Origin of the sequence: Furfurilactobacillus milii (assembly GCF_021654115.1) — a bacterium.
Lineage (GTDB): Bacteria > Bacillota > Bacilli > Lactobacillales > Lactobacillaceae > Furfurilactobacillus > Furfurilactobacillus milii.
The window spans coordinates 14,821-39,357 of the sequence record NZ_JAIWJF010000010.1; the positions used below are offsets into that span (position 1 = coordinate 14,821).

The window sequence follows — 24,537 nt, forward strand, 5'->3', positions numbered from 1 at the left end:
GAAAAATAGGCGATAACATGAGAGAACATAAAAGTCTTGCCATCCGATTGATGATAATAATTAGCAGTTTAATGCTCATAATGTTGTCTGACACACTGACTGGTAGTGCGAACCAACAAAGTAGTAATTCAAACATTGTTGTGCAGATCGGCCGACAACGTTTTAAAGCGACGCTTAATGATAGCGTTGCTGCAAGGAACTTACAGCGGAAATTACCAATGTCGGTGAAATTTTGTAATTCACCGGGATTTGAAGAGAAAATTGCCGATTTAAAACAGCCGTTGCGAATCAGTGGTATGACGGCAGGTGGTAACCCGGATGTTGGCAGTATTGCCTATTGGTCCCCAGACCAGCGATTAGTCTTTTATTGGGGGAATGTCGGTTACTATCAAGGTATTCACATTATTGGTCATTTCGATGGCAACAAGTTTAGAAAAACGGTTCAACACCTTGGACCAAAGCAAACGGTTACAATTCGGGCAACAAAATAAAAACTAATAGCAATTAATGGAGGAATATTATGAGTATTGAAAATAAAGTTGTTGTAATTACAGGTGCATCCAGTGGTATTGGCGAAGCCACCGCTAAGCTATTGGCTAGCAAAGGTGCCAAGGTTGTTTTAGGTGCGCGTCGTGAAGAACGTTTGGCACAACTCGCTGATAGCATCGGCGAGAATGCTGTTTATCGGGTAACAGATGTTACTAATCGGCAAGAGGTAGCTGCGTTGTTCAAACTGGCCGTGGATAAATTTGGTCGGATTGACGCGCTCTACAATAATGCCGGGATTATGCCGCAGGGCAACCTGAGTGACCGTGATTATGACCGTTGGCAAGCAGAGATCAACGTTAATATCATGGGCGTGTTGAATGGCATTGGTGAAGTTTTACCAATTATGCAAAAGCAGCAGGATGGGTTAATTATCACGACAGATTCTGTCGCTGGTCACGTTGTCTACCCAGCATCCGCTGTTTATAATGGCACCAAATACGCGGTGCGGGCCATTATGGAAGGCTTGCGGCAGGAAGAAAAAAACAATGGCATTCGTTCCACAATCGTGTCCCCAGGCGCAGTGCGGACAGAATTGTCTAAGACAATCGGTAATGCTAACGTGGAGGCAGCGCTACAGCCAATGTTTGATGCACCACAAGAGGAAGGATTGACATTGGCACCTGCTGATATCGCAAACGCGGTGTTGTTCGCTATCGATCAGCCCAAGCATGTTGCAGTCAGTGAAGTTATTGTTCGGCCGGCCCGTCAGGAAGTTTAAACAGTTGAAGCGTATTGCGTGTGTAGATAGTAGGCTCTCGAAAGTGGTTATTTTCACTTTTGGGAGCCCTTATTTTTTATTGAAAGATGAAGTTGTTCAGCGTTATAAGAATGCTATTTTACGGGAAAATGCACCGTTGCTCAGATGCATAAAATTGATATTGTCTTTTATTATAAAAGGCCCTATACTATCTTCGTAACATGTTGGCAGAGTGGTTCAGCAGTATGGAGGACAAGACGATGGCTAGCAACAAAGTTAGTTTCGAAGATGATCAATTACTCGTAGAGCCTGTTGGTATCGATAAAGTGCTTGGGTTCGAAAACTGTTTGAAAATTCCGTTACATCATGTAGTCGATGCAAGCTTGGATAATGGCGAGGATAATCAGTTTGTTTGGCGCAAACTAGGATATGGCGGCATTAACAAGAAGGTAGGGACGTTCAGTAGCAAAGGCCAGGATTACTTTTACAATTTTGACCGAAGTAAAGCAGCAATTGTGATTTCGCTACAAAATGAAAAATTTTCCCGGTTAGTGTTAGATGTAGATGAGCCTAACCAAGTAATTACAGATATAAATGCAAAAGTAGCAGAATTGACGCAGTAGACTAAAGCAAATAATTAATATTGACCCCCAATCTGGATTAGGTTAGGGGTCTTTTAATGGAGAATATTATTGATACTGTTTCTGTGTATGACTGAACTTGTTTATTCTGTATACTTGGGACAATGACGGACATTGTTTGATTAATCACGTCAATGAAAGGTATCAGCGAGAGGACTCTACAATATGGATTGGGAAGACAATTTTTCAGAGCAAACATTAGACCGCGGCTATGATTATTTTCAGCGAGGCCTAGTGCACGACTTTACCCAGCAGGATAACGGAACGTTGACTGCTACAGTGTTTGGCACTGAGGCTTATCAAGTAACGGTCAAACTGAACGGTAACCGCCTCGAAAAAGCAGAATGCGATTGTCCGTATGCAGAGGGTGGACACAAATGCAAGCACATGGTGGCAGTACTCGATTACTATGAGGACAAAAATGATCCGGCCGCATTTGACGATGATGACGAGTACGACGGGGATGATTACGACGAAGATGATATGGAAGTGGAAGAAACGGACGGTGACGAAGATGATTTTGCCTCAACGATTCCAACCACTCGTGAAGCCATCGACATGGCTTCAAATGCCCAGATTCGAGAATTTTTGAAATACGCCCTCACTCGTAATCCTGAATTGGCCGTTGAATTCCAAATGAGAACGAATAAAACGGTTATTAAGCGACGGAATAACAGCTATCGGAGCATTATTGATGATATTTTCTCAATGTGTATGGACGCTTCAGGCTTCATTGACTACGATACTGCCGATTTATTTGAAAGAGAGTTAAGCGATTTCATTGATAAGTATTTAAAACCACTGATCGAGGAAGGTCAAGGAACATTAGCTTTCAAGTTAACTGGCTATTTAGTTGAAGAACTAGCCGAAGTCGATATTGATGATTCTAACGGTGAGATAGTCATGTTGGCAGACGAAACTGCTTCTCTCTTGAAACAAATCTTGGGCGAAGCAGATCTGCCGCTTAAGCGAACTATCTTTAAGTGGTGTCAAAAGCATGCTACAGAAAAGTTCGGTGCGTTTGAAGAAATGGTTGAAGATATTCTTTTCGATAACTTTGCGGAGTCGGAATTTCTTCAGAAGAAGCTGACGTGGACCGCTGACAAACTGCAACAATCGCAGTTGAATCCTGGTAGTTGGATGGATCATCGGACGGCTGAAAAGTGGGCAAGCTATCATCTACAAGTCATGCAGGAATTAAAAACTCCTGAGGAAGCAATCAAACAATTCTGTTTGGAAAATCTGTATTACGCTAAGTTGCGGACTACCTATGTAGCAATCTGTGTTAAACAGCAGAACTATGATGAGGCCATTCGGGTTCTGATTGATGGCCAGCAGTCTACGCCTTACCCAAGGACTGCGACGAATTTTGGCGAACAGTTAAAACGAATTTATTTAAAATTGGGAGAAACGGAGAATTACCTAGATGAACTGACTCAGTTAGAAACTGTCTATAATCCAGCTAACCTTGAAGATTTTCAGGAATTGGAGAAAGCCTACTCAGCAGCAGAATGGCCGAACGCACGGCAAAAATTGTTTAATGCAATGCCAGCGGGCACCGATCTCAGAAGGCTGTACGTGGAAGATGAACTGTACGATCAGTTGATGGACACTGTCTCAAAAGAAACCGATCTGTTTAGGGTTCGGGACTATGAACCGATATTAAAACAAAAATATCCTGACCGGATGTTGCAGCATTATGCAAACGTTATCCAGACAATGGCGTCACATACCAATACCAGAAGGAACTATTGGAATCTAGTAGAAATTCTGAGACACATGCGTCAATATCCTGACGGTAAACAGGTTACTAGTGAGATAGTTGCGGACTGGCGCAAACGTTATGGGCGTCGGCCAGCGATGATGGAAGAATTGGATCGGTTGTGAGCAGATGTGTCTTTAAAAAGGCTTGATATTAAAGGACTTATAAACTTGTCAAATTACTATAGAAACATAATGAAAGCAGCATGAAATCCTAACGTAAATCGAGGGTTTCATGCTGCTTATTTTGGTATACTTTTGCTTACCGAGAAGTGATGACGTTTTAGAGAGTGCCTACGAAGCACGAGAGAAAGCGAGCAATAACGTTAAGAGACAGTTGTGAAGGTGGCCTTTGCCTTTTCAATTGTCTCTTCGTGTTATGTACAGCTTTCTGTGCGTCAGTGGCACGTTTGATGCCTACCATCAATGGAGGTGACGCCAATGACGTGTTTAATGACATTATTGTTGCGGGACCGAAGGGAAGGAAGACATCTGTGTGTCCCAAAAGGATACCTTGTTCTTGGCTTGCAGTTTTGTGACGTTAATTATCGCATGGCTACAGCTACTTGTTTCATTGACACAACACATTTGCTGTTGATGAACAAAAAGAGCAATCGTCGTTATATAGCTTTGGAAGGCTGACAGTTGCTCTTTGACTTCAGGCACCACCGCTTTTGCGGATCGGTCAGGGGATGTTATTCCAGTGTCATCCTTTTTACGTTGTTAGTATAACACCTGATACTAAAAGATACCGCAGTCAAAGTTGATTACTTGATGGTTTGAGACATTCGATATGCCTTGGGTGTCATATTGGTTCGTTGCTTAAAAATTTTCGTAAAGTACGCACTGTTATTAAAACCAACGCCCAATGCAATAGTAGTGATAGGGTCATCGCTTTTTATCAAACGTTGTTTCGCCTGATCAATACGATACTGAATTAAATAATCAATCGGACTTTGATGAAAATACTTATGAAATGAACGGCTGCATTCCTTTTCGCTCACACCAACGTGAGCAGCAATATCGGCGACTGTTACTTTTTGATCAAAGTGGCGATGGATGAAACTAATCATTTGTTTGATCCGTTCTTGAGCGTAAGGCGTGGTTGTAAGTGCGTACTGTTGCTGTGTATTGATCTCGTCTATCAGGGCAAGCCACGCCTGACTCAGCAGACTACGGATCTGAAATTCCTTGTCGGCTTTTCCATCCAGTTGGGTAAGTTGTTGAAGCAATTTGAAGAATTGCCGACCACTTGGGGTGCTTTCTCGAATGATCACGACTTCAATGCTCAGATTTTTGAGAATCGGGTTGAGATATTTGGTTTCAAACACACTTCGGTAGTGGCCAGTTAACAGGATTGGGTGGAATAAGTGCGCGTGCTCCATTGCACTTTTTTGACCCGGTCCTTTTCGTTTGGTATTCATCACGTTGGTATTGATAAAGTAGGCCTCACCTTGATGAATGGTGTAAACCTGATTAAGTGTCTCCACGATGATCGACCCTTGGTAGGCGTAGTCAAATTCCAATTCTTCGTGCCAGTGCCAAGGCGCAATGAACTGACTGAAGTCTCGCCGGTGCATTGTGTAAGGAAATGTGTACGTCATGCCATCAATTTGTTCGACGGCGTTGTCGTCTTGTTCAAAGCCTAGCTTCATATTTTTATCTCCATTTTGTCCGAATAGTTATACTTTAAGACAGAATGATAATATTTTAAAGCCGCTTCTCTTTGTATGATGAAGATACAAATTACGAGAAAGAGGCAAAACAATGGCTTACAATTTTGATTTTTATTCACCAACAGAAGTTGTGTTTGGTCGCGACACACCCAGTAAGGTCGGCAAATACATTAACAAGTATCATGGTCACAAGATTTTGATTGTCTACGGTAGCGACCGTGTGCGTCAAAATGGTCTGATGGATGTCATTACGAAGGCACTGGCGGATGATAGTCTGACCTATAAAATGCTTGGAGGTGTGGTGCCCAATCCACGTTTGAGCAAGGTTTATGAAGGCATCACGCTTGGCAAACGGATGGGTGCTGACTTTATCTTAGCTGTCGGTGGCGGCTCCGTAATCGATACAGCCAAAGCGATTGCATATGGTCTGGCTGAACCTAACGAAGACGTTTGGACATTATTTGCCCATCAACGTACTGCCAAAGCTTGCCTGCCAGTGGCGTCTGTCCTAACAATTGCGGCAGCTGGCAGTGAAACCAGTATGGGTTCCGTAATTACTGATGAAAAAACGAAGGAAAAGCGCGCGTATGATGATGACTTGGCACGACCAAAGTTTGCTATCATGGATCCTGAATTAACGCTGTCTGTTTCAGATTACCAAACAGAGTGTGGTGCCACAGATATCATGATGCACACAATGGAGCGGTACTTCACTAACGGCGGTAACATGGCAATTACTGATGCCGTTGCGGAGGGATTGTTACGAACGGTGAAGACAAACGCGCAGGTCTTGCATGCCAACCCGCAATTATATGAAGCGCGTGCCGAAATGATGTGGGCCGGTTCACTGTCACACAACAATTTGACCGGTTGCGGCAATGACGGTGGTGATTTTGCAACCCACATGTTGGAACATGAATTGAGTGGCATGTTTGATATCACTCACGGCGCAGGTTTAGCAGCCATTTGGCCGACATGGGCGCGTTATGTTTACCAAGATGATTTACCTCGTTTTATCAGTTTTGCGCAGAACGTGATGGGCGTGACTGAAAAGGGTAGCGGCGAGATGATTGCATTAACGGGAATTGCCAAAATGGTGCAGTTTTACCATGCCATTGGGATGCCTGCGACCATCAGCGAGTTGGGCATTACGTTGACCGATGACCAGTGTCATACGTTAGCTCATAACTGTGCTGTTGCTGCTGGGGGTAAAAAAGGATCGGCTAAGGTGTTATACGAAGATGACATGTATCAAATCTACAAAAAGGCCAGCGAAGCTTAAACGTAGATCAATGGCACCATATTACTATTGAAAATAGGGATTAAAATAGGTGGTTCTGTCCTACATTTTGGGACGGAATCATTTTTGTTTTGCAAACGTGATTTCTATCATAAAGACGTATAATTAAGAGCAAACAGTCGACTAGAAGCAGGATGGCGATTTTACCCATCTCTTTTGCAAATAAAGGTTTGGTAGCTAATCATGAAACAAATTTATTTTTTATGTACAGGCAATTCATGTCGTAGCCAGATGGCTGAGGGGTTTGCCCGGCAATTATTGGGACCAGAGTGGCACATTGCTAGTGCTGGAGTAGAGACGCACGGATTAAACGCCAGGGCCGTTGTCGTGATGAATGAAGTGGGAATTGATATTTCGCACCAGTATTCCAAACTGATTGATGTGGATTACTTGAACCATTGCGATCTGGTTGTGACGTTGTGTGGTGATGCTCGTGACCGTTGCCCAATAACGCCGCCATCAGTGAAAAAGCTGCACTGGCCCTTACCGGATCCTGCACAAGCGGCGGGCACCGAAGAAGAGCAACTGACAGTGTTTCGCGCTGTCAGAGATCAAATTAAACAGCGTATTTTGGCAGAAATCAAATAAGGCAAAGGCGAATAGTGACAATTATGCGAAATTTCTTTTTAACAACATCACGACTGGGCTTTTCTCATTGGCAATCGACGGATATGGAATTGGCGCAAACACTGTGGGGTGACATCAATGTTGTTCGATATATTCATCAAGGCCCATTTTCAGATGAAGAGGTGGTCGAGCGTCTGAACACTGAAATGGCACAACAAGCCAAAGTTGGAGCGCAATACTGGCCAATTTTTTGGAAGGCTGATGAAACGTTTATTGGTGCTTGTGGACTGCGGCCAACAGATGAGCCGAATGTTTTTGAATTCGGTATTCATTTACGACCATCAGTTTGGCATCAAGGCGTGGGAATGGAAGCGGGCCAAGCAGCGATAACGTACGGTTTTAATGAACTGAATGCTAAAAAGATTGTCACGGGCCATAATCCAAATAATATTGGTTCGCAAAAATTGCTCGCAAAACTAGGTTTTGAATACTATGGCAAAGAATTTTATGCACCAACGGGTCTTGAACACCCGATGTATCGAATGACACCAGTCATGTGGGCGGCAAGAAAATATTAAAAATGACGGTTAATTGTCTCTTTTGCGAGAAGAAATTAACCGTCATTTAGGTTGGTGTCGATTATTAGTCTTGAGCGCCCTTGCCTAAGAATGCGTTAAGCATCCAAACGTTCTTATCAACGCTCATCTTAAAGCCATTTAGCATATCTTGAGTTGGCCAATCTTTTTCATCATCGGAAACTTCCATGCCCAATTCAATTTGATCACGGAGATATTTAAATTGATCGGATAATTGTTGAATGTAGTCCGGCAATGATGTGCTGCCCCAACTGGTTTTATCATCAGGTAAGCCAGTATGTTCAATGAATTCGTGTGTTGTTGAGTAAGGTGAGCCACCGAGTTGTATCAAACGTTCAGCAATATCATCAAGCATGTCGTCGAGTTGATCTAAATAATCGTCCATCTGGGGATGCATGCGGAAAAATTCTGGTCCGCGCATGTACCAGTGAATTTGGCGAACATTGACCTTGAGTTGGCTGATGTCAGCAATCAATTGATTTAACTGATCACGAGTTTTGGGGAAATCGTACTGTTTATATGATTGTGCCATATTTACAAAACACTCCTTCACATAGTGACAAACTTCCGGCTGACGGTGAAATCCTTTAATTGATTTCGAAGTTATGATACATGGTTGGTTGTTGATCTGTCGAATTTCTAACCTCGAATCGCAAATTTAAAACTGAGATGTTTGAATGGGTAGCAGTTGGTTAACTTAACAACCAAACGTTAGCCACTTTCCGATGATGAATAAAGATATAGTTGCTTGCGCAAATAAAACGATCGATTTAGAATACAATCACGTCCATGAATAAGACGTGATGAGCCCAATAATTGCCACATTAACTGTGCATATAAATGACAGTGGGAGGATCAAATATGAGCAAATTTGTTGAGAACTTTGATGCAGATAACGAATATTTAACAATTCCTGATGGTTTTAAAGAAGTCGCCCACGACACTCGCTCTCGTAATGGGGAAGACGTTGAGGTGGTTCGCTATCAACAATCTGAAAAGATTGTGCAGAACAATCCACACGTCACAGTTGTATACGGTGACGATGGTCGTTTGATCAGCTACAACAATTTTTCTGTTGATAGCCCGGATGCATTGCCGGATGATTCTGAGGCCGTGGACATTGCTCTTAATGTCTTTGATTCGTTGGATTCAGAATACGCAGAAGAACTGTCACTGATGCGCATTGATGAACAAGAGCGACTGTTTATCAACGACGATGGTGATGAGATTGCCACACCGATTTTGTGGGTTAAGTTCGCGCACATGAACGGCTCCTACAACTGGGTTTCCGTAGGCCCTGCAGGGCAAGTGATTGAATTTGAACGGGAGTCATTGTGGGATTACGGTCAATCTCGTCGTGCCACAGAAGAGTGGAATGATGACGACTGGGTGGCTGCTCGGGAACACCGCGGACCACAGTTATCGGCACCTTCTGCACTGGCGTAACTCAATGCTATCGGCCAATAAAATGAGTTTGAACGAAATATGTGAAACTAACGAAAAGCAGCGTGCAATTATTTCTTGCACGCTGCTTTTTTGTATATAAACGAAGCTTTGATTACTGATAAGATTGTTGAAGAAATTCCTTCAACGGTGTCGCCTCATGACCCATGATTGTTTGATAATCATCACTGACCGTGTCGAGCAGACCCATCGCACCGCCTGCATACATGGACGACAACATGTGGCCTTCGTTTCCTTGATTGTACATTTTCTCAAATTCCGTGGCAGTGACAGGCTGGTAGGTAATGGGCTGCCCTGAGACGTCACTGAGGACAGCGGCAAGTTCCGGCATTGAATAATTGCGAGCTTGTGTCAGTGTGTAAACGTGGTTTTGCAAACTTGGCGTGGTGGCAACTTTGGCAAACGCTTTTGCACTGTCCGTTTGCGAAATAAAACTCAATGACTGATCACCAACTGGGTAAATGACATGTTGACGCTCAATTAGTTCGGGCAAGTATGGAATCAGTGGATCTGCGTACAAGGCATTTCGCAGAATGGTGTAATGAAGCCCTGATGCTGCTAGCCGCCTTGGTAGATACCCATAGAAGGCAGACAGGTCAAACGGATTGTTAGCCTGATCGGCAATAAAGCCCATGGCAATCAGCTGCTTGACGTGTGCCTGTTGTGCCGCCGCAATAACGTGTTCGAGTTCCGTGACGCGGCTATAGCTATCGTGACTCTTGCTAGGCACATAAATAAACACGTCGGCGTTATCCAGTAGCTTGGTCAAACTACTTTCGTCGCTATAGTCGATTTGATTGATATCGATTCCCAGGGTCGCCCACATCATTGCCTTTCTAAGCGTGTGAACGCCGAGAGAGACATCATCAGGATTAACTAACCGCGTCAGCTCAGTGGTGATCTGGGTGCCCAGGTGACCTGTGGCACCAGTTATGACATATTTCATTTAGGGTAGCGCTCCTTTTCAGTGAAATTACTGTTGTTTGGACAGCACTTCTTTAACGGCTTCATTTAGTGGTGTCACAGGGTGACCTAACACATCGGCCAAATCTGATGAAGAAACATCGAGTTCGCCACTACCCATGAGACTTTGCATACTGGTCAAAACCTCGGCTAGGTGTGCATTAACGCCGTTGTCAATCAGCGATTGTTTGTAATCGGCGGTTGAGACATTGGTAAATGTGAATGTTGTACCGGTCACTTGATGGATAGCATGGGCTAAATCCTGAAATGACGTTGGTTTACCCCCAAACTCATAAACGGACTTTGTGGATGTGGCGGCCAAAACTTTAGCACCAGCTTCAGCGTATTCACGTTCTAATGCATAGCTGACGCGGCCATCACCAGCAGCATATAACATGTCTTTACCTGCGGCGCCAGCAGTTAAATAGTTGGCTTCGTTTTCGAGATACCAAGCATTGCGGAGGAAGGAGTGGGCAATACCACTGTCGGCAATCATTTTTTCGGTGGCCACGTGGTCTGTAGATAATGGCGATTTAGCGATATCCGCTTTAGCAAAACTGGTGTAAGCAACGTAGCGAACGTCGGCTGCCTTGGCGGCCTCAACGACATTGGCGTGCTGTGTTTGACGAGGAACAGCTGTGCCAGGAATCGATGAGATGAATAGCAAACGGTCAACACCGGCAAAGGCGGCGTTTAGGCTGTCAAGGTCAGCATAGTCACCTTGGCGCACTTCAATACCGGCTGGCAACACTTGATGTGCTTTGTCTGTATTTCTGGCAATGGCGATGATGTCAGAAGGTGAAACGAGTTGTGTCAGTGTTTTAATAATGGTTTGGCCCAAATGACCGGTAGCTGCTGTAACTGCGTATTTCATAATGATTAACTCCTTTTTGAATTGATCAACGGTTATAAACTTTGACGGCGACGTTCTTGAATGCCATCAATGATTTCGGTTAACGTAATGGCCTGCATTTCCTGTTCTGCGGCCTGTTGTACGCGATCGTAGACACCATTTAATGTTTCCTGGATATTGGCGCCGACGGGACATTGCATATTGGTGCGTGGGTCGACGTGCAGGATGTTTTGGCTAGCTTCAACAGCACGATAGACATCAAGTAGCGTAATGTCATCGGCTGAGCGAGCCAAACGAGGTTCTGCGGAACCATTTTTCGTCGTTAACAAACCGGCATTTTTGAGATCAACCATGAGTTTGCGGACGACACTAGGATTGGCCTCGATACTGGCCGCAATGCTAGTACTGCTAAGACTGGCTGTTGGCGCGATACTGATGTATGCCAGAATATGAACACCATCACTTAAACGATATGAGTACTTCATGGAAATCACCTACGATTCTAACTGTTACTTTATAAACAACAGGTTCATTGTAACGCCTGTTGCTTTTAAGTCAACAGATTAGTGTTTGATCTTGGATGTCGCTTGCGGTTGTCAACATTGACACGCTCGCCGTGGGACCGGTTCAAGCCGGAAGTGCACCGTCTTTCACCTCGCCGTAAAGCCTCGTGAAGACCGCGAGTCTTTGCGTCCGTCTGTGTTGTAAATTCGAGAGAATCATTCGAATTAACAACACCTTCACGGTTCGGTATCAATGTTGACGCCCTTCGGCTAACGTGGTGGTTTGGAGGAAAACATTAATGTCGACTTCTAAAAAGTTGGGAAGTCATTTAAGAATATTGACAGCTTATTATAGACGACTAAAATTAACTTTTCTTTACTAAAATCCACTTTTTGAATACAATTACATATATAAATATATTTGGAGGTGTCTTATGAGTATAAAAACGCCAAAAAAGATTAACTTGAATGTTAAAATAGATCCTGATTTAAAACAAAAAGCAGATACTGTCTTTGAGAATATGGGTATCACAACGAGTGCTGGTGTCATGTTATTCATTAAAAGAGTGGTGGATGACCAAGAGTTACCGTTTACACCACGCGTTGCAACAGGCGTTGATAAGGCTCTTCAGGATTTAGAAACAGGTAATGTGCATTCTGTAAAGTCACCACAACAAATGTTTGATGAGTTGGATGGTGACGATGACTGAAAAATGGCTAACCATCGTATATACCAATCAATTTAAAAAGTCATACAAGCGAATAAAGAAGCAAGGACGACAGCTAAAAAGTTACAGTCTACAATAGAGATGCTTGCGAGTACAAATACAGTTGATCGTGTTTATCATGACCATCAATTAACAGGGCGTCTGAATGGTTTTCGTGAACTTCATATTGAACCAGACTGGTTACTTATTTACAAACGTGATGATGCAAAATTAATTTTGTTGATTGTGGATACTGGGAGTCATGCTCAATTATTTGGCATGTAAGTGAAAGGTCTATTGGCCTTAGTCTTTATTGACTGAGGCTTTTTTATTTGTTGCTTAACTTAATCAATATCATTGGCTCACAATTCGTTTTTATTGAAAATTAGGGATTTCCCTCGTTTACAAACGTAAACAAAAATGATATTGTTTAAATAAGGTTTACAAACGTAAACGCAAAACGGATTGAAGGAGTGCAGTGCATTATGGATAAGTTGGTCGTTCTTATTGGCGGAATTACATTGATAGCGTTTATTGGTTGGTGGTTCTTTGGCAAACATCAATCAGCTGCGGTGGATGCACAGGTAACAGAAAAGCAACAGCGCGCACGCGTCAGTGTTGATGGTGGCTATACACCGTCAACGTTGATCTTGAAAAAGGGTATTCCGGCGCAAATTACGTTTAATCGTAAAGATCCATCTAACTGTTTGGAACAAGTTGTGTTTGAGGACTTTGGGATTAATCAGTTTCTACCACAGGGTCAAGATCAGATTATTGACATTGATACATCTAAAGCTGGTGAATTCAACTACGCGTGCGGCATGAACATGTTTCACGGCAAAGTGGTTGTTAAGTAATGTGCTTGGTGCAAACGGGCTGGTCGTTTGAGGGCAAAGTTACGGTTGAACAAAGGATTATTGAAGGGTGGATGCACCAAGATGAGTTATAAAAATCGTTTTGTATTTTCATTAGTGGTTTCACTGCCACTATTGGTTGAAATGTTTTTAGCGCCGTTTGGTTATCACATTCCTGGTGGTGATTGGGGCGAGTTTCTGTTGGCAACCGCTGTGATGCTGGTGTCTGCCGGACCGTTCGTCAGAAGTGCATGGGCGGCCTTTAAACATCATCACGCCAATATGGATACGCTTGTCGCTATTGGTACCTCGACAGCATATCTTTACAGCATTTACGCGATGTTGAATCACCAAGCTGTGTTCTACGAGAGCGCTGCACTAGTTGTGACACTGATTCTGCTGGGACAAGTCTTTGAAGAGCGGATGAAACATTCAGCAAACGGCGCTGTTAAGAAGTTGCTGGACTTACAGGCTAAAGATGCCGAAGTGCTCCGTGACGGCAAACTGGTTATGCTCCCGTTGGATCAAGTTGTAATGGGTGATGTGATCCGTGTAAAACCTGGGCAAAAAGTTGCCGTCGACGGCGTGATTACAGAAGGTAAATCCACCCTCGACGAATCTATGGTCACGGGTGAAAGCATGCCCGTCGAGAAAAGCGTTGGTGATGCTGTTATCGGCTCAACCATGAACAACACTGGGACATTTATGTTTAAAGTGAACAAGTTGGGCAAAGACACTTTGTTATCACAAATTGTCGAAATGGTGAAGAAGGCGCAAACGTCTCATGCTCCAATTGAAAAGATGGTCGATAAAATTTCGAATATCTTTGTGCCGACTGTGTTGATTACGTCGATTATCACATTCATGGCATGGTACGTTTTCTTTGGTGCCACGGTGGGACAGGCCTTAATCTTTATGGTTGCCGTACTTATCATCGCGTGTCCGTGTGCGCTTGGGATTGCCACACCAACAGCCTTGATGGTTGGAACCGGACGTAGCGCCAAGTTAGGGATTCTGATTAAAAACGGCGAGGCTTTGGAAGCTGCCAACAAAGTGAAAACGGTAGTGTTTGATAAAACAGGTACCATCACGGTTGGCAAACCTAAAGTGACAGACGTCATCGGCGACGAACGGATGGTTTTGAGCGTGGCCGCAAGTTTGGAAAAATCATCAGAACATCCATTAGCAAGCGCAATTTTGGAGCGTGCTGAGTCAAACGACCTGTCATTTGTTGAGGCAACTGACTTTCAAGCGATTGAAGGTAAGGGCGTTCAGGCAATGGTAGACGGCAAGCTGGCGTTTGTTGGCAACGATAAGTTACTTCAAGACCATAAGTTAGGACCTCAACTGAAGGATCGAATGACAGCATTACAAACGGAAGCCAAGACAGTTGTGATTGTTGGCTTGGATGACCAAATCATTGGTTTAATTGCTATTCAGGATGCACCAAAGCAGAGTTCCATGAATGCCATCGCGCAGTTAAAACAGCGGGGCCTGCGAACAGTGATGCTTACAGGTGATAACAAGCTGGTTGCCGAGGCAATCGCTAAGCAAGTCGGTATTGATGACGTGATTGCCGATGTGTTACCGGGTGATAAGGCTGATCACGTGAAAGACCTGCAGGAAAATGGTCCAGTAGCATTTGTTGGCGATGGTATTAATGATGCGCCAGCGTTAACGACCGCTGACGTAGGGATTGCGATGGGTTCTGGAACTGACATCGCCATTGAATCCGGCGGCATTGTGCTGGTGAAAAACAATTTAGAAGACGTTGTTCAGGCGCTGGCACTTAGCGAGAAAACGTTTAGCCGTATTAAGATGAATCTATTCTGGGCATTTATTTACAATGCTCTTGGTATTCCGATTGCCGCTGGTGTGTTTGCTACACTTGGCCTAACCTTGAGCCCTGAGTTAGCCGGACTTGGGATGGCGCTAAGTTCGCTTTCGGTGGTTGCAAACTCGTTGTTGTTGAATAAAGTTAAATTGACATCGAATGCGAAGGAGCGTGTTGTGGCATGAAGTTAGCTGAGATCAAGACAAGGACGGTTGCCATAATTGGCGTGGCTTATGTCGTAGTAGCTCTGATTATCGGTAGTTTTCTGACGAATATCTTAAGCTAGTTAAAGTCTTTACGTACAAAGGCGGGTCTCTTTTTAGAGCTCGTCTTTTTATTTTTAGCGCTACTAATTATTTTTCAACTATAAAAAATTAATTACTGAAACCTGAGCAATTATAGAAACTATTTTTCAATATTACGTCCATGTTTGCAAATTGACTGAACTGTTGCTATGAGTGCATCTATACGCGTTTTTCAAATGTTCCAAATAAGTAAAACCATGCTATGATGTGGCTGTAATGTAAGCGCTTGACCATTATCAATATTACTTTTTCCTAGTTTAAAGTTTCAAATTATTACTTTATTGTCCTTACTAATTATCATAAATAAATGTTGATTCATTAACTATTTTTATGGGGGAATACCATGTTAAGCAATCAAGGAGTAAAAAAACATTTTAAAATGTATAAAAGTGGTCGCTTGTGGATGATTGCCGGTATTGCAACGGCCATGATGACATTGAGCTATAGTCCGCGTGTTTATGGTGACACGGTTAGTCCAACGTCTAATGAAGTATCAACTCCGAAAACAGGTGTTGATAATAATGCGAAGTCAGCAGAGCTAAAACCGGTTGGGAGTGACAGCGGAGTAGTGAACACAGCGTCAACTCAGAAAGATATTACAACGACTAGCGCGCAGACAAGTAGTGGATCTTTGGACCAAAGGTCAAATATTGCAAAAGATAGTGGGACAAGTCCATTGAGCGAATCTGCTAATGCTGTGTCCCAGGCGCCGGTTACATCAGCTGATTCTCTCGGAAGTGGCTCTACTGAGAAAGCGCCTAGTTCTGAAAAAACAGCTAGTTCTGCTGCAGACGTGAATGGATTGAGTGAATCGAAACAAATTACTGGATCGTCAGAAGGCAGAATAAGCGCAGAGTCCGTTCAAGCGAGTCAAGTAAATTCTGGTGCGGTTAGCGCCACATCAGTTCGAAGTGCTAAACCAAGCGAAGTTAGGCAAAATATAGAAACAGCCAGTGTAAGTGGCAATTCAGCAATAAGTAAATCGGACACTAGTGCACGTGATTTATCTACGGTGGGGAAGATAAACCGTACACAGAGTGCCATACGGCCAATGGCTCTAAACTTTTTGACGACTGACGACACTGAGCCTATTGATCAATGGATGCCGAACAAAACGCTTCAAAAAATTGTTCTAGATGAACTACGCACTACCGGAAAAGAAGCTGGGAGTCAGAAAACATGGTCGAGCGTGAACGACATTACGCAATCAGATATGTTATTACTCCACTCATTGTGGACGCAAGGATATGAAACATATATTGATGGGAAAACTTCTTTCTCACTTGAAGGGCTTCAATATGCCACAAATTTGACGGATTTGAATTTTAATCGCACGATGGATTCAAACTCTGTAGATGGAAACCCGATAATTCAGACTCGCGGGGACATCACCGATTTATCTCCGTTGAAGAATTTAGTGAATTTAACGACGTTAGAGCTTAACGGAAATCGCGTGTCAGATATTACACCAATCGCAGGACTTAAGAAAATAACTAGACTGGTTTTCCCTAACAATAATGTGGCTGACCTGTCCTCGCTAAATGCTGCCCAATATACGAAAGGTCTTTATTATTCTGGGCAAATTATTGAACAACCTTTGGTGAGAATTCCTGATACCATGACGTATACAATGGTTAATCCGGTTAAGCCCGCACAGGGAATTACGTATCAGTATGCTGCCTATAAGGGAATTTATTTTGCACTTCAAACAGCCATAGCGTCGCCCAATACGTATGATACTTATAGAGCATTTTTAAATGCCGGACCGTCGTCATTTGATGGTAAAAGCATTAAATATCAAAATATTCACGTACAAGTGGTTCCTGATCAGACGCCAAAATATCCCACGGATCACTATCTGACAAATGATTTGAATGTGAATTTAGCACAGGATTTTGGCACCCCCTCATATATCATACAAGACAATCCCAAGACTTATTACATGATTTCTCAGTTTTTTGCTCCTGACGGCCTAGTAGCGGCTACTATCTTGACACCTTACGATGTTGCACCGAATGCAAAGGACGTCACTGTAAAGTATGTTGATGAGACAGGCTCTAGTATTGCAGATGACAAGACATTATCAGGGTTAGTTGGTGACCCATACACATCCGAGGCGTTATCGCCTGTTCCAGCGGATTACGAGTTAACAACGACTCCAAACAACTACAAGGGTACCTTTTCAGATAAGGCGCAAACTGTCACTTATGTGTATAAAAAGGTCAACTCAACAATTACCATTCATTACAAGGATGACAAAGGCAACACAATCAAGGATGATACCACTTCAACTGGTAAAATTGGGACTGCTTTCAATCTGACGCATCCAGACATTGACGGATACGATTATGTTTCGACTACCGGTACGCCATCTGGTAAATACACCAAAGATTCAGCAGAGGTTACTTTTGTCTATAAGGTGGCACAGTCGACCATCACAGTACACTATCAAGATGATAAGGGTAATACGATCAAGCCGGACACGACGTCGACAGGAGATATCGGTAGTACGTTCAATCTGACGCATCCAGACATTGACGGGTATACTTATCAATCGGCAAAGGGAGTTACTTCTGGTAAATACGCCGGAACTAATGCAGAAGTAACCTTTGTGTATCATGTTAATGAAGTGGTTCCACCTACAACGCCAGAAACACCAGTTACGCCTGAACAGCCCGCCACACCTGGAACGTCAGCAAAGCCAGAAACACCGACAATTGCACCAACTAACAACAGCAGTGATCCGGTCAATCTTGATGCAAGACAGGGAACGGTCACTGTGAAATATGTAACAGATAGTGGTCAACAACTCGCTCCAACTGTAGTTATGACTGGCAAACAAGGAACATCATATATAACCGCTCCGGTTGCCGCTTTGTCGACAGTATATCAGTTGGAAAAAATACCAGAGAATGCGTCTGGCTTGTACGAATCAAACAATCAGGTCGTTATTTATGTTTATAAGATTGCTGCTCCGGTAGCAGATAATAGTACCAAGCCGCTAGCGGCAATCAAGACTGACTCTGTTGAGACGGTTCATCACGAACGAGCAGGTGTCGTTCTTCCACCACGTACGTCAAATTATGATTTGCCAAAAACAAATCAAAAACATGCAGCAACTTCTGTAATTGGTTTCGCGTCATTAGGATTCTTGTTCGGTGGTTTGACATTTTCCAAACGAAGAAAACACGATTAATTGGTGTTCTAATCTAAACTAATTTATTTAAAAAGTGACAAATAATGGGGCGTCAGAACCATTTACAAAAAGATCACAATTCAGTCACGCAACACATGTCATCTATGGTTGCACGTCTGAAATTGTGATCTTTTATTTTACAGATGATTTAAAAGCAGTATTAGCGCTTCTGATTGGAACTTGCAACATTTCGTGCAGAAAAGCGTCTGCCTTAACAATAGCTGATGGTACATGGACATGCGCGATAAAACTTTGTCCGTTTGGTCCGTAACCATTGGCGTCATCATGAAGGCGGGCGACTTCACCTAACAGAAGAGTAATGAAGTCTGTCATCGTCCACATGCCTAAAGCAGTTGTCGCAAACGTCAGTTGATTATCTTTGACCACAATGTGCGGTGCGTAAGTTGCGTAATTAATCAGCGTAATCTGTGGGGCAAACTTTTTGAAACCGGCGGCTAAACGGCGTTGCATGGTGGCGTCTTGCATAATACCCAAGGTGTTAATTTTCAACTGCTGGTTTTTGAGGAGCGCTAATGTATTCGTGACATTGTTACCGCTATTGGTTGATTTAGTTTCGAGCAAATCAACGTGGTCGTCAAACTTTTCCAATAAGTACCGTTGAAATAATGCGGACTCAGTTGCGTCTTCAGGCGCAACGATACCGTGCTGAGCCATTTGGGTTCGCAGGAGTGGTGTTGTATGGCCAGCGCCACCCACGAGTACGTAATGTTTCGCAACGTGATGTGAAATGGCAGCATGCATTACGTTTGCACCTTCGAGAATGCTGCCACCAAAGAGAGCCAGTGCATCGATTCTCTGGATGCGAAACTGTTGTTGTAATGCTGATGTTGTTAGTGTATCGACATCACGTTGACCTAAGAAAAGGCTAAGCTGATTTAGGCGATTAGCGACAGTATCAAGTCGTTTTTTTGACAATGTGGTCAGATCAATCATGGCGTCACTCCCTTATCAAATGTACTTATATTGTAATATGTGAAACGCGTTTCATGGCAACGACGAATTAAGAATACGGATAAACAAATTTATCTTTGAGTGCTAGACTGCTTAATAATAACCCAAAGGAGATAATGCGAATGTGCTCATCAATGTTGATTAAATCAATGCAAGGTGGTTATTTCTGGGGTCGCACAATGGATTTTGCGGCCAGCATGTTTCATGACCAAGAAGCAGGCGGCCACATTCCGTCACAAATTATCAGTATTCCAGCAAATATCACCGTCCCCGCCCAAAGTGGTGAGTGGGAAAGCCGTTACGCTACGGTGGGTGTTGGTACCGCCGGCAATACAATTTTGTACGATGGCATCAATGAGTGTGGCTTGACCGGTGACTTACAGGTATTGATGGAATGTTCTTACGCAGACACTGATTCTCTAAAATCCCGCGGTTTGAAAGGGATTCTTGGTGAAGAAGTCGTTACGAATGTGCTAACGACTTGTAAAGACGTAAGTGATGTTCGCAAGTTTGCTAAAACACATGGTTTGATTAACAAGAAGTACGACGATGGCGGTGATGGGACGAGTATTCCTGCTCACTATGCGTTTGTTGACGATACGGGTGCTGGTGTAGTGCTTGAACCTACTGATCATGGTGCTTTCAAAGTTTATGATTACATTGGGGCAATGACGAATAGTCCAGAATATGATTACCACACGACAAACCTCAGAAATTATATTTCGTTGGATAATCTGAACCGTTCACACGCAACAAATGTAGGCGATACTGAAATTAAACCGATTGAGGCCGGCACTGGGTACGGCATGTTCGGTCTGCCTGGTGATTTCACCTCGCCATCGCGATTCGTGCGGGCAATGTTTGTAAAAAATAATATTGATGAATTTAACGATGATGAAGGCATTACCACTTTATATAATTGCTTTAAAACGGTAATGATTCCTAAGGGACTGAGCCGGACCCCTGAAGCAACGGCAGTTACTGATTACACGCAGTACTGGACGGGTTACGATCTGTCCAAACGGACTATGTATTTACAAGATTCGACGTGCTTAACGATGACGGTTAAGAAGATTGATCCATCGCTTAGCAAGATCACCTTTCAAGATATCAACTTAGAGCCTGTCGTGCATGAGATTTAGACGATAGTCGCTTACGGTTGTCAACATTGACACGCTCGCCGTGGGACCGGCTCAAGCCCGAAGTTCACGGTCTATCACCTCGCCGTAAAGCCTTGTGAAGACCGCAAGTCTCTACGACCGTCCATGTTGTAAATTCGAGAGAATCATTCGAATTAACAACGCCTTCACGGATCGGTATCAATGTTGACGCCCTCCAACTGATACTGTGGTAAGTTTCGAATCAGCATGAACTTGATCTCTGTGGAATGGAATTTCCGGCCAGTGGCAGGCCAGAAATTTTACTCGAATTTAAACCGACACAGGATAAACAGTCGAACGATATTAAAAAGTAGACCACATCAATCATTCCTCCAAGTCAGAGAGTGTGACAATGTGATCTACTTTTTTATTGCATGTCGGGCAAGTGTTGACTGTTCACGCGGCGATCTTTGAAATAGTATTCGCGGTCGTGGTCGTTGATTTTCCGCATCACGCGACAGGGATTACCAACCGCGACAACATTACTAGGAATATCTTTAGTAACGACACTGCCAGCTCCAATCACCGTATTATCACCAATGGTGACGCCCGGAACAACAACCGCGCCAGCGCCGAACCAGCAATTTTCACCGATATGGATCGGCATGTTGTATTGATACCCTTTTGCCCGCAAAGATGGCAATATCGGATGACCAGCACTAGCAATCGTGACATTTGGACCAAACAGTGTGTGACTGCCGACGTAAATGTGGGTGTCGTCCACTAAGGTTAAATTGAAGTTGGCGTAGACGCGATCGCCGAAGTGGACATGACGACCGCCAAAATTTGCGTGGAATGGTGGTTCAATGTAACAACCGTCGCCCACCTCAGCCAGCATCTGTTTGAGTAAGACATTACGTTTATCTTGTTCACTAGGGCGCGTCTGATTATAGTCATAAAGTAATTCCATGGCCTGTTGCTGCGTTGCCAAAATTTCTGGGTCATCAGGCAGATATAAGTCACCATTGTGCATTTCTTTAGGTTCAGTCATGATTAGGAATCCTTTCTGTTGTTTATTTATTCATAGTCTAACAGATTTCATTCGTCTCGATTTTCTTTCTCAATGTTGTCGCGAATATCAAAACAGGATACACTACGTTCATTCAGTTGGTTCGTTTGTTTAAACCATTCAACAAAACGGAGGTTAATATGGCAAATCAAATTTCAACAGAACATTTATCGATCGCCCGTCAAAATTTTGCCGAGTGCCAGCCGATGTTTGTTGCGCTGGGGGATGAATCCCGTCAGCAAATCATCATGGCACTGATTGGCACAACTTGTGAGACAGGATTGAGGGTTGGTGAAATTACAAAGGCTGTGAACTTGTCACGTCCCGCTGTTTCACATCATCTCAAGATATTGCGGGATGCTGGACTGATTAATCAACGTAAAGATGGCACGATGAACTTTTATTCAGTTGATATTCGCTCAAACTTTTCTAAATTAACGAATTTAATCAAGATCATTGAAAAATTACAGGAGGAAACACATGGCTAAGACGATGCAGGCAGTTTTGATTGCTAAAAAGGGAGCCGCACCAGAACTGACGGAGACGACAATACCAACGATTGGTGCTCATGATTTATTGGTTAATGTTCGAGCTGCCAGTTATAACCCGGTAGATAACCGTGTTCGCAAGGGTAACGTCAATATTGTTATGAAGAAGAAGCCAAGCTTTCCGTTTGTGATGGGCTATGATTTCGCGGGCATTGTTGTGCAGGTTGGCAGTGACGTCAGGAAATTTAATGTGGGCGACAATGTATACGGTAGAACGCGAAATGATCGTCCTGGCTCGTTCGCCAACTTTATGGCGGTTGACGAGGCGGACGTTGCAGTCAAACCGCAGTCACTATCAATGAGTGAAGCCGCTGCACTGCCGCTGGTTGGGTTGACTGCCTACGAGGCATTAAATGAGCGGATGAAGCTAACGGTAGGTCAAAAAATCTTGATTCTAGCAGGTGCTGGTGGTGTCGGCACGATTGCCATCCAAATGGCGAAACAGATGGGCGCTTATGTGGCGACTACTGCCAGTAAGAAGGGCTATGATCTGGTCAAACGGCTTGGTGCGGATGAAATTATTGATTATCACACCACTGATTTTTCAGATGTGCTTCACGACTACGATGCCGTGTTGGACACGCAGGGTGGGGATGATTTGGTAAAAGCGTTTCAAATCGTCAAACCCGGTGGGACGGTTGTTTCCTTGGCGGGCATGCCAGACGCTAAGTTTGCCAACGAACAACAATTGGGCTGGTTTAAAGCACGGCTATTTGGTCTTGCTGCACACAAGATTACCAAGTTAGCTGCACAAAGACGTGTGAACTATCATTTTCTTTTTATGGATGCCAGTGGCAATCAGGTTGCCAGTTTAACGAAACTTGTTGATACGGCCGCTCTTAAACCAATCATTGACCGTAAATTTAATTTCGACGACGCGATTGAGGCAATTAACTACGCCATGTCGGGACATGCTAAGGGCAAAGTAATCATGGAAATGCCGGCAGTATCGCTGAATTAGCTGTCTTGCCGAATAAAAAGCCACAGCAACAAAGTTTGTCATCAGAGTTACTGACGCAGACTTTGTCACTGTGGTTTTTAACGTGTAGAAACTGATTTTTTCGCTGATGTTAACATCGCACGTTCATGTTCGAAGCGGGCAACTTTATGATCGAGATACACTTGTTGTTCCTGAAGTTGAGTGATCTTATCATTTGTGTCGACCTTAAGTCGCTTGAGTAATGCAATGGCTTCATCATAGGCGTCAGTGGCTTGATTAGCGGAATCCAACAGTGTGTGCAAATGCTTAATTTCTTCGATAGTCGCGCCTAACTGTCGCAGATGGACGATTTTATCAAGCTCGTCAACATCATGGTCTGAGTATTCGCGTTGGCCGTTTGCATTACGTTGAATGTTTTTGAGTAAGCCCTGTTTTTCATAAAAGCGAAGGGTATCGTACGTGATATTGAATCGGTCAGCTACGTCTCGAATTGATTGCATAAAATTTCTCCTAAAAAGTTTGCTAAATGCCTTGCGCTAGTCTAACACCAGCGGAGTAGGATAACAATTGTTCAGTTATGAAACGAACTGATAAGAAAATAATTGCTGTTTATAAATTCTGGAGGACTTTAAAATGACACAGACAAATAACGAGATATTAACTTTGGTAACTGGTGGTAACCGCGGCATGGGGCTCGAAATCGTTCGTGAATTAGCCGCAAAAGGTCAGCACGTTATCTTAGGTTCACGTAATTTAGTCAAAGGTCAGCAGGCAGCTGACCAACTGGCAACGGAAGGATATTCTGTGGACGTTGTTGAACTGGACGTGACAAAGCCGGATTCGGTTACTCAGGCTGCCAAGCAGTTGACCGATAAGTTTGGCTATTTATCGGAACTTATCAACAATGCTGGTGCCGTATTTGACTTTGGACAAAAACCATCCGATGTTTCAACAGAGTTGTTGAAAAAAGACTTTGATATCAATTATTTTGGAATGATTGATGTGACTCAGAAAATGTTGCCATTGTTAAAACAGGCACAACAAGCAAAAATCATCAACGTTTCCAGTATGATGGGGTCTAAGAGTGAAGCACTAAATCCTGCTTCTGGCGTGTACAAGGCAGTTGCCGTTGGTTATCAATCTGCCAAGGCGGCAGCGAACATGTTCACGGTTCAATTGGCAAAAGAAATGCAACGCGACCAATTGAACATTACAGTAAACGCTATTGATCCAGGAATGGTTGCCACTGAGTTTGGCGGCGCAAGGCCAGAACAGGCCAAGGCTATGGGCGCCCAACCGATTACCCATGGTGTAGCCCGTACAATTGAACTAGCAACTGATTGGAACAATAAAGACAATGCAACATTCTCTAACACTGAGGGACCAGTTGCTTGGTAAGCCATAATTAAAAACACTCCACCATCGCATTCATTAGAATGTAG

25 protein-coding genes are annotated in these 24,537 nt (G+C 43.5%); 17 read left to right on the top strand and 8 right to left on the bottom strand.

The features are described 5' to 3' along the window. The first annotated feature begins 17 nt into the window (after positions 1-17). The 4 genes from LDK34_RS11280 (at position 18) to LDK34_RS11295 (ending at position 3,774) form a co-directional block, all read left to right on the top strand. The gene (locus tag LDK34_RS11280) at positions 18-491 is read left to right on the top strand and encodes a cyclophilin-like fold protein (protein WP_178941961.1); all 474 of its coding nucleotides are present in this window, start codon (positions 18-20) and stop codon (positions 489-491) included. Between the two features lie 29 nt (positions 492-520). Further along, a complete protein-coding gene (locus LDK34_RS11285) occupies positions 521-1,267 on the top strand; it encodes an SDR family oxidoreductase (protein ID WP_236941850.1) in 747 nt (248 codons plus the stop codon). A gap of 239 nt (positions 1,268-1,506) precedes the next feature. Next, positions 1,507-1,869 (top strand): hypothetical protein, encoded by a 363-nt coding sequence (locus LDK34_RS11290; RefSeq protein ID WP_178941963.1) that lies wholly within the window; start codon positions 1,507-1,509, stop codon positions 1,867-1,869. Positions 1,870-2,052: 183 nt separating this feature from the next. Further along, positions 2,053-3,774, top strand: a complete 1,722-nt coding sequence (locus LDK34_RS11295) for an SWIM zinc finger family protein (RefSeq protein ID WP_236941851.1) — start codon at positions 2,053-2,055, stop codon at positions 3,772-3,774. Positions 3,775-4,415: 641 nt separating this feature from the next. On the opposite strand, the gene LDK34_RS11300 is transcribed toward LDK34_RS11295, so the two are convergent. Beyond that, positions 4,416-5,303: an AraC family transcriptional regulator gene (locus LDK34_RS11300; protein WP_178941965.1), complete on the bottom strand. Its 888-nt coding sequence runs from the start codon at positions 5,301-5,303 to the stop codon at positions 4,416-4,418. A gap of 112 nt (positions 5,304-5,415) precedes the next feature. Between LDK34_RS11300 and LDK34_RS11305 the strand changes: the two genes are divergently transcribed. From LDK34_RS11305 to LDK34_RS11315, 3 genes are all read left to right on the top strand, one after another. Further along, positions 5,416-6,606, top strand: coding sequence for an iron-containing alcohol dehydrogenase (locus LDK34_RS11305; RefSeq protein WP_178941966.1), 1,191 nt, complete (start codon positions 5,416-5,418; stop codon positions 6,604-6,606). Positions 6,607-6,807: 201 nt separating this feature from the next. Continuing rightward, entirely contained in the window at positions 6,808-7,212 is a 405-nt protein-coding gene (gene arsC / locus LDK34_RS11310; RefSeq protein ID WP_178941967.1) for an arsenate reductase (thioredoxin), read from the top strand. Between the two features lie 23 nt (positions 7,213-7,235). Then, positions 7,236-7,769, top strand: coding sequence for a GNAT family N-acetyltransferase (locus LDK34_RS11315; RefSeq protein ID WP_178941968.1), 534 nt, complete (start codon positions 7,236-7,238; stop codon positions 7,767-7,769). Between the two features lie 64 nt (positions 7,770-7,833). On the opposite strand, the gene LDK34_RS11320 is transcribed toward LDK34_RS11315, so the two are convergent. Continuing rightward, entirely contained in the window at positions 7,834-8,319 is a 486-nt protein-coding gene (locus tag LDK34_RS11320; RefSeq protein ID WP_178941969.1) for a Dps family protein, read from the bottom strand. 329 nt (positions 8,320-8,648) lie between these two features. Between LDK34_RS11320 and LDK34_RS11325 the strand changes: the two genes are divergently transcribed. Next, positions 8,649-9,233, top strand: coding sequence for a hypothetical protein (locus LDK34_RS11325; RefSeq protein ID WP_178941970.1), 585 nt, complete (start codon positions 8,649-8,651; stop codon positions 9,231-9,233). Between the two features lie 112 nt (positions 9,234-9,345). On the opposite strand, the gene LDK34_RS11330 is transcribed toward LDK34_RS11325, so the two are convergent. From LDK34_RS11330 to LDK34_RS11340, 3 genes are read right to left on the bottom strand one after another with little or no spacing between them, the layout of a single operon-like run. Next, positions 9,346-10,197: an SDR family oxidoreductase gene (locus LDK34_RS11330; protein ID WP_236941852.1), complete on the bottom strand. Its 852-nt coding sequence runs from the start codon at positions 10,195-10,197 to the stop codon at positions 9,346-9,348. Between the two features lie 27 nt (positions 10,198-10,224). After that, the gene (locus tag LDK34_RS11335; RefSeq protein ID WP_178941972.1) at positions 10,225-11,088 is read right to left on the bottom strand and encodes an NAD(P)H-binding protein; all 864 of its coding nucleotides are present in this window, start codon (positions 11,086-11,088) and stop codon (positions 10,225-10,227) included. 32 nt (positions 11,089-11,120) lie between these two features. Beyond that, on the bottom strand, positions 11,121-11,552 hold the full coding sequence (locus tag LDK34_RS11340; RefSeq protein ID WP_178941973.1) for an Rrf2 family transcriptional regulator: 432 nt from the start codon (positions 11,550-11,552) through the stop codon (positions 11,121-11,123). Positions 11,553-12,004: 452 nt separating this feature from the next. Here LDK34_RS11340 and LDK34_RS11345 point away from each other — a divergent pair, with 452 nt between their 5' ends. The 5 genes from LDK34_RS11345 to LDK34_RS11365 all read left to right on the top strand — a co-directional run bounded on the left by LDK34_RS11345 (position 12,005) and on the right by LDK34_RS11365 (position 18,466). After that, positions 12,005-12,280, top strand: a complete 276-nt coding sequence (locus tag LDK34_RS11345) for a type II toxin-antitoxin system RelB/DinJ family antitoxin (protein ID WP_178941974.1) — start codon at positions 12,005-12,007, stop codon at positions 12,278-12,280. 99 nt (positions 12,281-12,379) lie between these two features. Continuing rightward, positions 12,380-12,562 (top strand): type II toxin-antitoxin system RelE/ParE family toxin, encoded by a 183-nt coding sequence (locus tag LDK34_RS12695; protein ID WP_420871570.1) that lies wholly within the window; start codon positions 12,380-12,382, stop codon positions 12,560-12,562. A gap of 200 nt (positions 12,563-12,762) precedes the next feature. Beyond that, the gene (locus LDK34_RS11355) at positions 12,763-13,134 is read left to right on the top strand and encodes a cupredoxin domain-containing protein (RefSeq protein ID WP_178941975.1); all 372 of its coding nucleotides are present in this window, start codon (positions 12,763-12,765) and stop codon (positions 13,132-13,134) included. An 81-nt stretch (positions 13,135-13,215) separates the two neighbouring features. Beyond that, positions 13,216-15,150, top strand: coding sequence for a copper-translocating P-type ATPase (locus LDK34_RS11360; protein WP_178941976.1), 1,935 nt, complete (start codon positions 13,216-13,218; stop codon positions 15,148-15,150). Between the two features lie 463 nt (positions 15,151-15,613). Further along, the gene (locus tag LDK34_RS11365; protein ID WP_178941977.1) at positions 15,614-18,466 is read left to right on the top strand and encodes a MucBP domain-containing protein; all 2,853 of its coding nucleotides are present in this window, start codon (positions 15,614-15,616) and stop codon (positions 18,464-18,466) included. 132 nt (positions 18,467-18,598) lie between these two features. Here the strand turns inward: LDK34_RS11365 and LDK34_RS11370 are convergent, their stop codons facing one another. Next, entirely contained in the window at positions 18,599-19,420 is an 822-nt protein-coding gene (locus LDK34_RS11370; RefSeq protein ID WP_178941978.1) for a YdcF family protein, read from the bottom strand. A gap of 140 nt (positions 19,421-19,560) precedes the next feature. Between LDK34_RS11370 and LDK34_RS11375 the strand changes: the two genes are divergently transcribed. Next, positions 19,561-20,580, top strand: coding sequence for a linear amide C-N hydrolase (locus LDK34_RS11375; protein ID WP_178941979.1), 1,020 nt, complete (start codon positions 19,561-19,563; stop codon positions 20,578-20,580). A gap of 385 nt (positions 20,581-20,965) precedes the next feature. On the opposite strand, the gene LDK34_RS11380 is transcribed toward LDK34_RS11375, so the two are convergent. Beyond that, positions 20,966-21,589, bottom strand: coding sequence for a sugar O-acetyltransferase (locus LDK34_RS11380; RefSeq protein ID WP_178941980.1), 624 nt, complete (start codon positions 21,587-21,589; stop codon positions 20,966-20,968). A gap of 158 nt (positions 21,590-21,747) precedes the next feature. Here LDK34_RS11380 and LDK34_RS11385 point away from each other — a divergent pair, with 158 nt between their 5' ends. Next, positions 21,748-22,095 carry an ArsR/SmtB family transcription factor gene (locus LDK34_RS11385; protein WP_178941981.1) on the top strand — a complete coding sequence of 116 codons (348 nt, stop codon included), beginning with the start codon at positions 21,748-21,750 and terminating at the stop codon, positions 22,093-22,095. Next, on the top strand, positions 22,088-23,116 hold the full coding sequence (locus tag LDK34_RS11390; protein WP_236941853.1) for an NADP-dependent oxidoreductase: 1,029 nt from the start codon (positions 22,088-22,090) through the stop codon (positions 23,114-23,116). Before LDK34_RS11385 ends, LDK34_RS11390 begins: the two co-directional genes overlap by 8 nt. 77 nt (positions 23,117-23,193) lie before the next feature. Here LDK34_RS11390 and LDK34_RS11395 read toward each other — a convergent pair whose 3' ends face one another. Beyond that, positions 23,194-23,595 carry a MerR family transcriptional regulator gene (locus LDK34_RS11395; protein WP_236941854.1) on the bottom strand — a complete coding sequence of 134 codons (402 nt, stop codon included), beginning with the start codon at positions 23,593-23,595 and terminating at the stop codon, positions 23,194-23,196. A gap of 133 nt (positions 23,596-23,728) precedes the next feature. On the opposite strand from LDK34_RS11395, the gene LDK34_RS11400 reads away from it, so the two are divergent. Then, on the top strand, positions 23,729-24,493 hold the full coding sequence (locus LDK34_RS11400; protein WP_178941984.1) for an SDR family NAD(P)-dependent oxidoreductase: 765 nt from the start codon (positions 23,729-23,731) through the stop codon (positions 24,491-24,493). Positions 24,494-24,537: the final 44 nt, after the last annotated feature.

Excerpts from the sequence above, each read along its gene's own strand:
- LDK34_RS11285 (WP_236941850.1), top strand. The coding sequence starts at position 521 with ATGAGTATTGAAAATAAAGTTGTTGTAATTACAGGTGCATCCAGTGGT.
- LDK34_RS11325 (WP_178941970.1), top strand. The coding sequence starts at position 8,649 with ATGAGCAAATTTGTTGAGAACTTTGATGCAGATAACGAATATTTAACA.
- LDK34_RS11395 (WP_236941854.1), bottom strand. The coding sequence starts at position 23,595 with ATGCAATCAATTCGAGACGTAGCTGACCGATTCAATATCACGTACGAT.
- LDK34_RS11305 (WP_178941966.1), top strand. The coding sequence starts at position 5,416 with ATGGCTTACAATTTTGATTTTTATTCACCAACAGAAGTTGTGTTTGGT.
- LDK34_RS11390 (WP_236941853.1), top strand. The coding sequence starts at position 22,088 with ATGGCTAAGACGATGCAGGCAGTTTTGATTGCTAAAAAGGGAGCCGCA.
- LDK34_RS11315 (WP_178941968.1), top strand. The coding sequence starts at position 7,236 with ATGCGAAATTTCTTTTTAACAACATCACGACTGGGCTTTTCTCATTGG.
- LDK34_RS11375 (WP_178941979.1), top strand. The coding sequence starts at position 19,561 with ATGTGCTCATCAATGTTGATTAAATCAATGCAAGGTGGTTATTTCTGG.
- LDK34_RS11400 (WP_178941984.1), top strand. The coding sequence starts at position 23,729 with ATGACACAGACAAATAACGAGATATTAACTTTGGTAACTGGTGGTAAC.
- LDK34_RS11355 (WP_178941975.1), top strand. The coding sequence starts at position 12,763 with ATGGATAAGTTGGTCGTTCTTATTGGCGGAATTACATTGATAGCGTTT.
- LDK34_RS11335 (WP_178941972.1), bottom strand. The coding sequence starts at position 11,088 with ATGAAATACGCAGTTACAGCAGCTACCGGTCATTTGGGCCAAACCATT.
- LDK34_RS11330 (WP_236941852.1), bottom strand. The coding sequence starts at position 10,197 with ATGAAATATGTCATAACTGGTGCCACAGGTCACCTGGGCACCCAGATC.
- LDK34_RS11345 (WP_178941974.1), top strand. The coding sequence starts at position 12,005 with ATGAGTATAAAAACGCCAAAAAAGATTAACTTGAATGTTAAAATAGAT.
- LDK34_RS11370 (WP_178941978.1), bottom strand. The coding sequence starts at position 19,420 with ATGATTGATCTGACCACATTGTCAAAAAAACGACTTGATACTGTCGCT.
- LDK34_RS11380 (WP_178941980.1), bottom strand. The coding sequence starts at position 21,589 with ATGACTGAACCTAAAGAAATGCACAATGGTGACTTATATCTGCCTGAT.
- LDK34_RS11385 (WP_178941981.1), top strand. The coding sequence starts at position 21,748 with ATGGCAAATCAAATTTCAACAGAACATTTATCGATCGCCCGTCAAAAT.
- LDK34_RS11280 (WP_178941961.1), top strand. The coding sequence starts at position 18 with ATGAGAGAACATAAAAGTCTTGCCATCCGATTGATGATAATAATTAGC.
- LDK34_RS11360 (WP_178941976.1), top strand. The coding sequence starts at position 13,216 with ATGAGTTATAAAAATCGTTTTGTATTTTCATTAGTGGTTTCACTGCCA.
- LDK34_RS11300 (WP_178941965.1), bottom strand. The coding sequence starts at position 5,303 with ATGAAGCTAGGCTTTGAACAAGACGACAACGCCGTCGAACAAATTGAT.
- arsC (WP_178941967.1), top strand. The coding sequence starts at position 6,808 with ATGAAACAAATTTATTTTTTATGTACAGGCAATTCATGTCGTAGCCAG.
- LDK34_RS11320 (WP_178941969.1), bottom strand. The coding sequence starts at position 8,319 with ATGGCACAATCATATAAACAGTACGATTTCCCCAAAACTCGTGATCAG.
- LDK34_RS11365 (WP_178941977.1), top strand. The coding sequence starts at position 15,614 with ATGTTAAGCAATCAAGGAGTAAAAAAACATTTTAAAATGTATAAAAGT.
- LDK34_RS11340 (WP_178941973.1), bottom strand. The coding sequence starts at position 11,552 with ATGAAGTACTCATATCGTTTAAGTGATGGTGTTCATATTCTGGCATAC.
- LDK34_RS11295 (WP_236941851.1), top strand. The coding sequence starts at position 2,053 with ATGGATTGGGAAGACAATTTTTCAGAGCAAACATTAGACCGCGGCTAT.
- LDK34_RS12695 (WP_420871570.1), top strand. The coding sequence starts at position 12,380 with ATGCTTGCGAGTACAAATACAGTTGATCGTGTTTATCATGACCATCAA.
- LDK34_RS11290 (WP_178941963.1), top strand. The coding sequence starts at position 1,507 with ATGGCTAGCAACAAAGTTAGTTTCGAAGATGATCAATTACTCGTAGAG.